The organism is Pristimantibacillus sp. Z349TD_6 (assembly GCF_056173205.1).
Window position 1 is genome coordinate 1,047,518 of record NZ_CM149662.1, and the last position, 12,567, is coordinate 1,060,084.

The 12,567-nt window shown below is 49.2% G+C and carries 10 protein-coding genes and 1 riboswitch; all 10 genes read left to right on the forward strand.

Annotated elements, in window-relative coordinates:
• Window positions 1-88: 88 nt before the first annotated feature.
• The 10 genes from AC0VYE_RS04515 (at window position 89) to AC0VYE_RS04560 (ending at window position 12,529) form a co-directional block, all read left to right on the forward strand.
• Complete coding sequence (locus tag AC0VYE_RS04515; protein WP_076271119.1) at window positions 89-1,111, forward strand: ABC transporter substrate-binding protein; 1,023 nt, start codon at window positions 89-91, stop codon at window positions 1,109-1,111.
• An 8-nt stretch (window positions 1,112-1,119) separates the two neighbouring features.
• On the forward strand, window positions 1,120-3,174 hold the full coding sequence (locus tag AC0VYE_RS04520; protein ID WP_475446316.1) for an iron ABC transporter permease: 2,055 nt from the start codon (window positions 1,120-1,122) through the stop codon (window positions 3,172-3,174).
• Between the two features lie 109 nt (window positions 3,175-3,283).
• A riboswitch (purine riboswitch) is annotated at window positions 3,284-3,384 on the forward strand.
• A 122-nt stretch (window positions 3,385-3,506) separates the two neighbouring features.
• Window positions 3,507-4,892, forward strand: coding sequence for an NCS2 family permease (locus AC0VYE_RS04525; RefSeq protein ID WP_076271118.1), 1,386 nt, complete (start codon window positions 3,507-3,509; stop codon window positions 4,890-4,892).
• A 170-nt stretch (window positions 4,893-5,062) separates the two neighbouring features.
• Window positions 5,063-5,824, forward strand: a complete 762-nt coding sequence (locus tag AC0VYE_RS04530) for a 5-oxoprolinase subunit PxpA (protein ID WP_475446318.1) — start codon at window positions 5,063-5,065, stop codon at window positions 5,822-5,824.
• On the forward strand, window positions 5,821-6,582 hold the full coding sequence (gene pxpB, locus AC0VYE_RS04535) for a 5-oxoprolinase subunit PxpB (protein ID WP_475446320.1): 762 nt from the start codon (window positions 5,821-5,823) through the stop codon (window positions 6,580-6,582). Before AC0VYE_RS04530 ends, pxpB begins: the two co-directional genes overlap by 4 nt.
• Window positions 6,579-7,607 (forward strand): 5-oxoprolinase subunit C family protein, encoded by a 1,029-nt coding sequence (locus AC0VYE_RS04540; protein ID WP_475446322.1) that lies wholly within the window; start codon window positions 6,579-6,581, stop codon window positions 7,605-7,607. The genes pxpB and AC0VYE_RS04540 overlap by 4 nt, the downstream gene beginning before the upstream one ends.
• A gap of 101 nt (window positions 7,608-7,708) precedes the next feature.
• Complete coding sequence (locus tag AC0VYE_RS04545; RefSeq protein WP_076271115.1) at window positions 7,709-8,476, forward strand: DeoR/GlpR family DNA-binding transcription regulator; 768 nt, start codon at window positions 7,709-7,711, stop codon at window positions 8,474-8,476.
• 187 nt (window positions 8,477-8,663) lie between these two features.
• Window positions 8,664-9,518, forward strand: a complete 855-nt coding sequence (locus AC0VYE_RS04550) for a DMT family transporter (protein ID WP_076271114.1) — start codon at window positions 8,664-8,666, stop codon at window positions 9,516-9,518.
• Window positions 9,519-9,556: 38 nt separating this feature from the next.
• Window positions 9,557-10,525: a metallophosphoesterase family protein gene (locus AC0VYE_RS04555; protein WP_475446324.1), complete on the forward strand. Its 969-nt coding sequence runs from the start codon at window positions 9,557-9,559 to the stop codon at window positions 10,523-10,525.
• Window positions 10,526-10,879: 354 nt separating this feature from the next.
• Window positions 10,880-12,529: a type 2 periplasmic-binding domain-containing protein gene (locus tag AC0VYE_RS04560; RefSeq protein WP_475446325.1), complete on the forward strand. Its 1,650-nt coding sequence runs from the start codon at window positions 10,880-10,882 to the stop codon at window positions 12,527-12,529.
• The last annotated feature ends 38 nt before the right edge of the window (window positions 12,530-12,567 follow it).

Consider the following 12,567-nt stretch of genomic DNA (forward strand, 5'->3'; position numbering starts at 1 on the left):
GAACATGATAATCATTATCAATGCATTGGAATCAGTTATCAACCCAGCGAATGAAGCAGGGTTTAAACAAATAGGGGGTAAGAAAAAAATGAACAAACGATTAATGAGTTTGATTATGGTCATCGTCGTAATGGTGGTGGCTGCAGGCTGCGGTGCGAATAATGCTTCGAACAACAAGGCAGAAAACAAGGCAAGCACTAACGCTCCTGCTACAAACGACGCTGGCGCGAAAACGGATGGTCCGATTGTCGTGAAGGATGCTAAAGGTGAGGTTACCCTTGAGAAGCCAGCACAAAAGGTTGTTGTGCTGGAGTGGACGTTTACAGAGGACATGGTTGCCCTTGGAATGCAGCCGGTAGGCAGCGCGGACAACGAGGGTTATAAGCAATGGGTAACAGGAGAGGCGCCGCTTGATGCAGGCGTGACGGACGTTGGTTTCCGCCACGAGCCGAACCTAGAGACGATCGCAGCCTTGAAGCCTGATCTCATTATTGGCATTACGGACAGTCACGAAGCGATCTACGATCAGCTGAAAGGCATTGCGCCAACGCTGCTATTCAGCCTTTATCCGGTTGAAGGCCAAGGCGATCAATACACGCAAATGATCGATATATTCAAATCTATTGCGGCAGCAGTCGGCAAAACACCAGAAGGCGACAAAGTACTTGCCGATCTGGATCAGCATTATACGGATGCAAAAACGAAGCTTGCCGCAGCAGGCAAAGAAGGCTTGAACTATGTGCTGACGCAAGCATTCAGCTATCAGAACGCTGCAACGATGCGCCTATTCATGGATAATTCGCTAGCGGTTCAAACGCTGGATCGTATTGGCCTCAAAAACGATTGGAAACCGGAGCAGTTCGAAATGTATGGCTTTACTACTTCAACGGTTGAGGCACTGCCGGCTATTCAAGATACGAACCTGATCTATATCGTTCAAAAGGATGACGACATTTTTTCTGGCACATTGAAAGACAATTCGGTATGGAACGGTCTTAATTTCGTGAAAGAAAAACGTACGTTTGCTCTCGACAGCACGACATGGGTGTTCGGCGGTCCGATCTCCTCCAAAGTCATCGTAGACCAAGTCGTAAATACATTAACGAAATGAGCGAGCTCATGAAGAAGCAAAATAAAGAAGCCTCATTGGGTATGATTTGGCGAATGATAGGTATATTTGGGGGCGGCCTTGCCGCCCTTTTCTTTCTGTTCATACTGAGTCTTTGCTTCGGGGAAGCAAAAATTCCAGCGGCAGTCGTATTTGACGGTTTGCTTCATCGGCAGGATGTCATGGAGCATAATTTGCTTTGGGATATTAGGATGCCGCGGACCGTTATCGGCATTATAGCGGGAGCTGCGTTAGCAGCGGCAGGAGCGTTGTTGCAAACGATAACGAAAAACCCGCTTGCGGCCTCCGATACACTGGGCATTAATGCTGGAGCCTATTTTATGGTTGTGCTCGGCATGGTCGCTTTTCCTGCACTGCAGCATGAGGCACCTTTCCTGCTTGCGGCAGTGGGAGGTTTCCTTGCGGCACTCGCTGCTTATTTTCTTGGCGGCGGGCGGGCGGCAACGCCGGTTCGGCTAGCGCTATCGGGGATGATCGTCTCGATGGTGCTCGGTGCGTTTACGTCGGCCATTCATATTTTTAAAGCGACGGAAACGCAATCGTTGTTTCTTTGGGGTGGAGGCACGTTAATTCAGCTTGATTGGAGCGGCGTGAAGTATGCTTGGCCGCTTGTGGCGGCATTGCTCGTCATTGCAATACTTGCCGGACGCAAGTTCGATGCGCTCGAGCTGGACGAATCGACTGCTCGTTCATTAGGGCAGCGCGTAGGCTTAACCCGGGCGGGAGGGCTGGCGCTCTCTGTGCTTATGGCAGCCATCGTGGTCAGCGTCGTAGGGCCGATTGGTTTCGTTGGCCTTGTAGCTCCGCATTTGGTTAGGCTCTCCGGCATACGAAATCATCGTTTGCTCATTCCTGCGAGCGCGCTTTGGGGAGCGCTGCTCATAACGGCAGCGGATGTGCTTGCCCGCATGGTACGAAGCAGTCTCGGCGAAATGCCGGTAGGCGCCGTCATGGCGATTATCGGGGCGCCTTGGCTTATTTGGCTGGTGCTTACCAAGATGAAAAATATTTCCGGTTCGGGCTCAGGACAGTCGTCGATGAGCATTGGAGGAGCTCCATTCCGCTGGCGTTTTGCACCGACTGCCTTAGCCATGACCGTATTGCTGGCTGCGGTCATTCTCGTTAGCTTGTCGCTCGGCGGTACAAAAATTCCGATCATGGAATTGCTTAGAAGCCTATTCGGAGCAGGAGACGATTCTTATTCTGTGCTGCTGAATCTAAGGCTTCCGCGCACCCTCGTTGCAGCAGGGGGAGGCATCGCGCTCGCAATCAGCGGCGTACTCATTCAAAGCGCTGTTCGCAATCCGCTCGCAGATGCTTCTATTATCGGCGTCACCTCGGGTGCGGGTTTTGGGGCCTTGGTCGTGCTCGTTGCATGGCCAACGCTGCCGATCTTCGCGCTGCCGATTGCCGCTATTACTGGCGGGGCTATAGCTGCCGCGGTTGTATTCTTCTTAGCTTGGCGCAAATCGCTTAACCCATCCGTTCTGATCCTACTTGGCATAGCGGTGTCTGCCATCGGAGCTGCAGGCATTCAGGCGATGATCGTGAAGGCAAGCCTATGGAGCAGCACGGCATTTGTTTGGCTAACGGGAACGACGTATGGCCGAAGCTGGAGCCATTTTAACAGCATTTTCATTTTCCTGCTTATCCTTGTACCGGCGGCCTATTATTTGAGCAGGAAATTTGATCTGCTCGCCTTCGGAGATGAAAGCTCGACAGGTCTCGGCTTACCAGTCAAAGGCACACGGCTTTGGGCTATGATCATAGGCGTGCTGCTTGCTGCGGGAGCGGTGGCGAGCGTAGGAACGATTGGTTTCCTTGGATTGATGGCGCCGCATGCGGTTAGGATGATGGTCGGACATCACACAAGGCGCTCGATCATCCTGTCAGGTCTGCTCGGCGCCTTGCTGCTCGTAATTGCGGATACGATCGGAAGAACGGCAATGGCTCCGAAGGAGATTCCTTCCGGGCTCATCATTATGCTGATTGGAGCTCCATACTTCCTGTTTCTTATGTACCGTTCACTCGTCAAAAAAAGGTAGAATGTTAGAAATGTTTGCTAAAAACGAATGTTGTACGTATGTATTGCCAATAACGTTCGTAAAAGTTGTTGACAAAATGGGCAACTTCTCTTTAAAATTGAAAACGGAAAACAACAACAGCATATCTTTTCGTATAATCTCAAGAATCGGCTTGAGAGTCTCTACTCGGTCACCGTAAATGATCAGGCTACGAAATTGGCGGAAAAAGCTCGCAGCGGTCCAGCGGGTATCTTTTTCCCCTTTTTGCAGAGCCTAGGAGAAATGCGATCTATTGCATTTTTACTAGGCTTCTTTGTTTGTTCCACCACATTTTTGGGAGGTTTGTAATCAAAATGGAACGTTTCTTTCGCTTAAAGGAACACGGAACAAATGTCAGAACAGAGATTATGGCGGGGCTGACGACTTTCATGACGATGGCTTACATATTAGCCGTCAATCCAATCATACTAACGCCAGCTGGCTTGGATTGGACTGCCGTGTTTCTTGCAACGGCATTAGCAGCAGGTATCTTCACCATCGCAATGGGCTTGTTCGTTAACTTCCCAGTTGCGCTAGCACCAGGTATGGGTCTTAACGCGTATTTTGCATCGGTCGTTATCGCATCGGCGTCAACGGACGCACCGATCTCACCAGCAATGGGACTAACCGCGGTATTTATTTCAGGTATTATCTTTATCATATTGACGCTTACCCAAATTCGCCAAATGCTTATCACAGCTGTTCCAGACAGCTTGAAGCATGCGATCACAGTCGGTATCGGCTTGTTCATCACCATTATCGGCTTGAAAAACAGCGGAATTATGACAATCGCAGTATCAAGCTTCACAGACATTAAAGCAGGTCAATTCACACCAGTTAGCGGCTCCGAAACCGTTATTCAACTGGGAAGCTTTCATAATGAAACGGTTGTACTTACCGTGATTGCATTGCTTCTTATTGGCGTGCTGATGGTACTGCGTGTACCGGGAGCGCTTTTGTTCGGTATTCTAGGTACAACTGTTATTGCTATTCTAATGGGTCATGTTGATGTGAAAGCGGCATTCACTGGTCAAACATGGGTGCCTGATTTCTCCAAAATGAACTTCTGGCATTTTGACTTTGCAGGCGTATTTGAAGTCGGACTGGTAACGGTTATCCTGACATTTACGTTCGTCGAAATGTTCGATACGTTCGGTACGCTTGTTGGTACAGCAAACCGTGCAGGCTACATGAAGGACGCTGAAAAGGGCAAAAAACGTGTAGGTAAAGCGATGTTTGTTGATGCGATCGGCGTCAGCGGCGGCGCGGTGCTTGGTACAAGTACAGTTACCGCATTCGTAGAAAGCTCTGCAGGTATTGCGCAAGGCGGACGTACAGGCCTAACGGCAGTAACGACAGGCGTTTGCTTCCTGCTTGCTATCTTCTTGTCTCCAATCGTTGCGCTTGTTCCAGGCGCGGCTACAGCTGCTGCACTCATTATCGTAGGCGTGCTGATGATGCAATCCGTAAAAGATATCGATTTTTCAGATATGGTTTATGCGATTCCGTCCTTCTTGACACTTGCACTTATGCCGCTTACTTACAACATTGCAAACGGTATTTCGTTCGGTATCGTATCGTACGTATTGCTTGCAACCGTTGCTAATGTAACAGGCAAAGGCAAATACAAGGTTCACTGGCTTATGTGGATTCTAGCGGTGCTCATCATTGGCCGTTACGTATTTATGGGCGGGGAATAAACAAATAATATGGAAGAAGCAGCGCTGGACCGGCGCTGCTTCTTTTTTTTTGTAGTTTAGACTTATGGTGGAGAGATGGAGTGGTTAGGGCTGCTTATTTTCGAGCTGAAATTTGATATAATTTTGGAAATAGAGCTGGCTTTGGCAGTCGAGCAGACGGGGGAGAGCATATGTTTCGCGTGGATTTAAACTGCGATATGGGTGAAGGTTTTGGGGTTTACACAGCTGGCCTCGATCACGAGCTGATGAAATATATTACTTCAGCGAATATTGCTTGCGGTTTTCACGCTGGAGATGCAGCGACAATACGGCGCACGGTTAAGCTGGCGCTAGAGAATGATGTAGCTATTGGAGCGCATCCGGGGCTGCCGGATTTGGCAGGCTTCGGTCGAAGGATGATGGCTATAACGCCGGAGGAGGCATATGAGCTGACGGTTTATCAGCTGGGTGCGGTGTGTGCTTTTGCTAAATCAGAAGGCGGAAGCGTCGCACATGTGAAGCCGCATGGCGCTTTGTATAATATGGCTGCGAAGAGCAGACCGTTAGCCGATGCGATAGCAGAGGCAATATATAAGGTTAATCCAAATCTGATGCTATTCGGATTAGCAGGCAGTGAGCTTATTCACGCAGGCGAAGCTATAGGCTTGCGTACCATTCATGAAGTATTCGCAGACCGAACCTACGAGTCGGACGGCTCACTAACGCCGCGAGGGACGGAAGGAGCTGTTATTGTTGATCCTGTTCACGCTGCAGAGCAAGCGATAAGAATGATCAGAGATGGCGAGGTCAAGTCGAGACAGCATCATAGCGTTATTTTGAAGGCGGATACGGTATGCGTGCATGGGGATACGCCAGGCGCAGTAGAGCATGTCATAAGACTGCGGGCGGTATTAGAGGCAGCGAGCATATCTGTTCAGAAGGCGGGTGTATGAGCATGGAGAAGGCTGCAACGGAACCTCAGGCTCCTATTGAAATGCTGCCTCTTGGTGACTCTGCCGTTATTATTCGTTTAGGCAGCTCCATTGACGAAGAAACGAACCGAACGGTCATGAATTTAAGCCGCCATTTGGAGTGGAAACCATTTGCTGGACTCATTGAATGCGTCCCATCCTTCGTCTCGGCGGCGATCCACTATGACCCGCTGCTGGTGAAGAGAAGCCGCACTGCAGCCGAGCTTCAGCATGCTACAATCTTTGAAACGGTATGCGCTAGAGTGCAGACGTATCTATCTCTAGAGCAGCTGCACTCTTCCGATCAGGCGGATAGAACGATTGAAATTCCGGTTTGCTATGGCGGAGAGTACGGTCCTGACCTTAGCCTAGTTGCTGAGCTTAACGGACTTCCGGAGGAGGAAGTGATCGCTATACATGCTGGTGGCAGCTACTTGGTCCATATGCTCGGCTTTGCGCCAGGTTTTCCTTATTTGGGAGGAATGTCTGAGCGAATTGCCGCGCCAAGGCATCAGACGCCCCGGACGATCATTCCTCAGGGCAGCGTCGGCATAGCTGGCAAGCAGACGGGCATATATTCGGTTGCAACACCGGGCGGCTGGCAGCTGATCGGCAGAACGCCGCTTGCTCTATTTCGTCCTCAGGACGAAATTCCAAGCTTGCTTAGACCGGGGGACTTGATTAGATTTAAGCCGATAACGGAGCGGCAGTACAAGCTTTATTTAGAAGGTGAATTATGACTATAAAAGTGGTTCGTCCCGGCTTGCTCGTTACTGTACAAGATCTCGGAAGACATCGGTATCAAAAATACGGCGTAGTCGCCGGCGGGGCTATGGATACGGGAGCTTCGCGTGCGGCTAATCTGTTAGTCGGCAACGAGGATAGTGAGGCGGTGCTGGAAATTACGCTTACCGGAACGGAGCTCTTTATGGAGAAGGATACGCTGCTCGCGATTTGCGGCGCGCGTATGTCTGTTACCGCAGGAGGTGAGACGCTGCCCTTATGGAGACCAGTGCTCGTTCGCGCGGGAATGAGCGTGAAATTCGGAGCTTGCCAATCGGGCTGCCGCTCCTATCTCGCCGTTGCGGGCGGACTTGATGTACCGGAGGTAATGGGAAGCAAAAGTACGTATCTGCGCGGCGCAATCGGAGGTTACTTCGGAAGGGCATTAAAGTCAGGAGATGTACTGGCAGCTAAGGCGCCGAGCTTGCTGTCAGAGCGAATGGAGCATGCTTTGCGCCTGGGATGGAATGGCAGCGTTGCGGTGCCGCTCTGGCATGCGAGTCATTTTGCGATAGCGGACAATCTAGCGGACCCGATCATTCGCGCGATGACGGGCACGCATTACGAGCTGTTTACAGAGACAAGCCGGGCGAGCTTTTTTAGCCAGAGCTTCCAGATTTCCGCACAGTCCGATCGGATGGGATATCGGCTCGAAGGAACGGAGAAGATGACGCTCGCGAAGCCGCTTGAGCTGCTTTCGGAGGCTGTCGCAAACGGAACGGTCCAAGTGCCGGCTGGCGGAGAGCCGATCGTGCTGCTGGCGGACAGACAGACAACGGGCGGTTATCTACGTATTGCGCAAGTCGCAACGGTCGATATTCCTGTTTTTGCACAGCTAAAGCCCGGCGACCGTTTTCGGTTCGAGAGGATCACGCAGCAAGAAGCGGAACAGCTTTATTTGGACAGCGAGCGTGATATGAGAATGCTGAAAGCCGCTATAGCACTAAAATTTAATGCCGCGAATGAAAGGGATACAAGATGAACACTGCTCTTAGCGGCTGAGCCTCTTTCCTTGATTTATGGTAGACTACTAATCAAGAAGCAGGAATTACCGGAAGGCACGGCATAGAGGAGTGATAGCAATTGTTCGCACAGCAGCGGCATCAATTAATTATCCAAAAAATAAATAGCGACAAATCGATTCGAGCGTCGGAGCTTATGGAATCGTTTGGCGTCTCTTTTGAAACGATAAGGCGCGATCTAGAGCATTTGGAGAACCTAGGCCTATTGCAGAGGGTTCATGGCGGTGCGATTTTAAAAGAGCCGGATTACAGCCGGGAAATCCCGCTGCCGATTCGTGAATCGATTTACTTGACGGAGAAAACGGAATTGTCACAGCTCGCCATTCGATATGTAACGGAAGGAATGTCCATCGCACTTGATGTAAGCACAACCAATACTCAGATTGCGAAGATGCTCAAGACAAAGTTCGAGCGATTGACGATTATTACGAATTCCTTGCCAATCGTAAATGAATTAATCGATGTCCCCGGTTTTACGCTGATCATGATCGGAGGTATTATCCGTCAAGCAGAACAGAGCATTATCGGAGACTTGGCTGAAGAATTCGCTTCCCGCTTTCATGCAGACTTGTTTTTTATGAGCATGAGCGGAGTTACATTGGACGAAGGCATTACCGACAACGCGATTGGTGAAGTACAGGTGAAGAAGATTATGCAAGCAAACGCAAAAAGCACGATCGCGCTTGCAGACAGCAGCAAATTTGATCAAGTCTCCCTGCTCAAGGTGTGCGGTTGCGCGGATGTAGAACGTTTCGTTACAGATTCGAAGATCAGCCTTGATCTAGTCGATAAATATAAACGGAGCGGCATTGAGATTGTTTATGAGTAGAGATGAATAATAAAGGGGACTTTGACTGTCCTAAAGACTCTTGGTTATATACCAAGGGTCTTTTTTTGCTTTCTAATGAAAAGTAAATATTAAGATATTGTAAATGTGTGTGTTTGTGTGATATTGTGTTGGAATATGTGGAACTGATAGTTGAATCTAAATGAGGATCGATGGAGGTGTTTCTTAATTGATTGTTATTTCTCTTATTCTTGTCTTGTGTTCCGGTTTGGCGCATGCGGTGTGGAATATGCTAGCAAAGCAAAGTACGGATAAAGCGTTGTTCTTATGGGTGATTTATATGCCTGCAACTATTGTTTTGCTGCCGACACTCATTAATGAACTTTCGAGTGCGTCACTATCTCAGACACAGTGGCTGTTAATCGGGGCATCGCTAATTATGCAAAGCGTTTATTCGCTGTTGCTCGCTTACACCTATAATGCTGGAGATTTATCGCAAGTGTATCCGATCATGCGGGGGACACCAACCTTGCTTATCCCAGCCATCGGCGTATTGCTATTAAAAGAGACATTGCCTTTGTGGGGGTGGATCGGACTCAGCTTTATGCTGATCGGGTTCATCGTCATGATCGGAAGATCTTCGGGCAAAGGGCATCAGCAGTCTTTCTATAAGCCTGTACTGCTGGCGATGAGCGTTGGGCTATGCATTACCACTTACACGCTTATCGATAAAGTGAATTTACAGCATCTTTCTCCCCTTGCGCTGCTTGAGGTGACGAATATCGGTTTTGTACTCGGACTGACACCTGCTGTTCTTCGTTCTAAACGGCTTAAGCATGTTATTCGCACTCATATTAATATTATTTGGATTGGCGCTATCTTGTCTCCGGGCTCGTACTTGCTGTTTTTGTTTGCAGCCAGAAATGCCAATATTTCTACAGTTGCGCCTATGCGCGAGGTAGGAATCGTGTTTGGCACGCTCCTTGGTCTATTTGTATTAAAAGAGTCGCAAGGGACTCGCAGAATTACGGCTTCGATCGCTGTAGTTATGGGCATTATTATGATTGCGTCATCAGGGCATTAAACAATAGCACCTGAATACCTAATGGAGAGGAAGTAAGGATGAAGATGGAAAACGCCAAAAAGCTTCGTTTTCGCAAAGACGGCACTTTTACAATTGTCCAGTTTACAGATATTCATTGGCAGGACGGATCGGACTTAGATTTGCGTTCCAAGGCTGCGATGGAGCTTGTACTTGAGGCTGAACAACCGGATTTTGTTATGTTTACAGGAGATGTCATTTACACGGGCAGAGGTTCAGACGGGGCAGTCTTATGCCAAGACCCGCTTCAAGCGTTTCGGGACGCGGTTGCCGCTGCCGAGCAGCGAGGCATTCCGTGGGGAATCGTATTCGGCAACCACGATACGGAGAACGATATTACCCGCGATGACCTGATGGGCGAGGTGCTAAAGCACGCTCACACCTTTGCCGAGCCGGGACCGCGGGATATCCATGGCACAGGCAACTACGCGTTGCCTGTATTTGGGTCTGACAACGATCAAGAGGCCGCTATGCTCTATTGCCTGGATTCTGGCGATTATTCCAAGCTGCCTGGCGTACCCGGCTACGATTGGATTCAGCATGATCAAGTGCAGTGGTACATGGAGCAATCCAAGGAGTGGAAAGCTCGTCATCAGGGCGCTGCATTGCCGGCACTCGCATTCTTTCATATCCCTTTGCCTGAATACCAAGAAGTGTGGGACCGGGAAGTGTGCTATGGCCATAAACATGAGGGGGTATGCGCCGCGCAGACGCAAGCAGGTTTCTTCTCAGCAATGTTGGCACAGGGAGACGTGATTGCAACTTTTTGCGGACATGACCACACGAACGACTATTGGGGAGAGCTTTACGGGATTCGTCTTTATTACGGACGAGCAACAGGATACAACACTTACGGCAAGGAAGGTTTCCCGCGGGGTGCCCGCGTGATCCGCTTGACCGAAAATGAACGGAAAGTGGAATCATGGCTGCGTCTTGATGACGGCACGGTCGACCTGCATCAGTCGGAACATCAGCCGGAAATCGGTTAATACAAGCACTTATAATTAAATAGCCCGAAGAAGCAAAGATGTCCCGAATATTCTTAGGAATCCGGGACATCTTTTTTTTGCGGAAATCATTTCTATTCTTGTTCAGGTAGAGGAATTCCCGGGTCTCGGGCCGAACCCGATGAGGTTGAAATAAGGCGTCGCAACAGCATTGTTTAAAGGTTTTCTACAAAAAAGGATATCGTGTAAAGAATCGTAAATCGCTGTTTGTATAAAAATGAATACCGTTATAGCAATTGAAAATGTACGGGGCTGCTTTTATCCATTAGATTGGGATTAAGGCGAGCCGGCAACCGGCAGGCGCCTCATAAATAAATTCGTAAAGGGGAGTCACGCATGAAAAGAAGTATTTTTACTAGAATTGCTCTGCTGCTTGCCATCGTATTGATGTTCGGAGGAATTGCAACGGCTTGCTCCAGCGGCAAGTCAGAACAACCCGCTAACAACGCGGCATCCGGCAACGGAGCGAAAGAAAATGCGGGGAAAGGCGATAAATCGGCTGGACCTGTAAAGCTAAAGCTCTGGCATCCTTTAAACCCTAATGCGCAAGCCGTCGTTCAAAGCTTAAGCGATGTAGCGATGGTGCAGGAATGGGAGAAAAAGACGAATGTGAAATTCGACTTTGAACATCCGACGGGCACGGGTGCCGATGCTCAGCAGCAATTCGGCGTGATGGTAGCTTCCAATGTGCTTCCGGATTTGATTGTGTGGAACATGTCCAACTTCCAAGGCGGTCCAGCCAAGCTGTTTCAGGATGGAACGATCATTAAATTAAACGATCTTATTGATCAGCACGCACCGAATTTGAAAAAAATTCTCGAGGAATATCCGCTTATCGCCAAGCAAATTAAAGCGGATAACGGCGATATTTACGTATTCCCTAACCTGAAGGTTGGCGATCACGGCAAATACAAAACGTTCTCCGGCCAGATGATACGGAAGGATTGGCTCGATGAGCTGGGCTTGCAGCTGCCCGAAACGATCGACGAATGGGAGATTGTTCTAAAAACGATTAAAGAGAAAAAAGGCGTCATTCCATATACGTCCGAGAAAGACATGCTTCTAGGATCAAAAAGCTCGATGGACTTTATCGGGGCATACGGCATCGGCAAAGATTTTTATCTGAATGGCGACAAAATTGAGTATGGGCCGCTTCAGCCTGCATTTAAGGACTACTTGGCGCGTATGCAAAAATGGTATAAAGAGGGTTTGATTGATCCGGACTATGCTTCCAACGACAACAAAGCGAAGGAAGCGAAGATCACTTCAGGCAAGGCAGCCGCTACCTTCGGTTACATTGGCGGCAGCATGGGCGCATGGCTTCCTTCCTTGCAGCAGGCGGATCCGAAGGCGATGCTTTCCGCCGCTCAATATCCGGTAATGAATAAAGGAGATGAGCCTAAATTTACGGAAACCGGCTGGGATTACAGCAATACGGGAGCTGTCATCACAAGCGCAAACAAAAATCCGGAAGCTACGATTAAGGCGCTTGATTATTTGTTCAGCGAAGAAGGCGCTATGCTGAAAAACTTCGGTATTGACGGCACAACGTATACGCTGGTGGATGGCCAGCCTAAATTTACGGATTTGATCATGAAAAATCCGGACGGACTGCCGATCGGCCAAGCGATGGCGAAAAACTTCATTGCGAACTATCCGTTCCCGGGTCCGGACGATGACCGTTATAATGACCAATACTATTCGCTCGACGCCCAGAAGGAAGCAGTAAAAGCGTATGCTAAATTCGCGAAAAACTCTGCCTCCGTTCTCATTCCTCCCGTTTCTTTAACGCCGGAGGAAGCAAGCGAATTCAGCAAAATTATGACGGATGTGGATACGTATCGTTCAGAGATTGTCACGAAACTGATTATGGGCACCTCTAGTTTGGACAGCTTCGATAAAGCGATCGAGCAGTTTAAGAAAATGGGAATCGAGCGCGCGATAGAAATTCAGCAAGCCGCTTTCGACCGTTTCAACAAACGTTAAACCGATTGAAGGAAGGGGGGAACACACTCCCCTTCCTT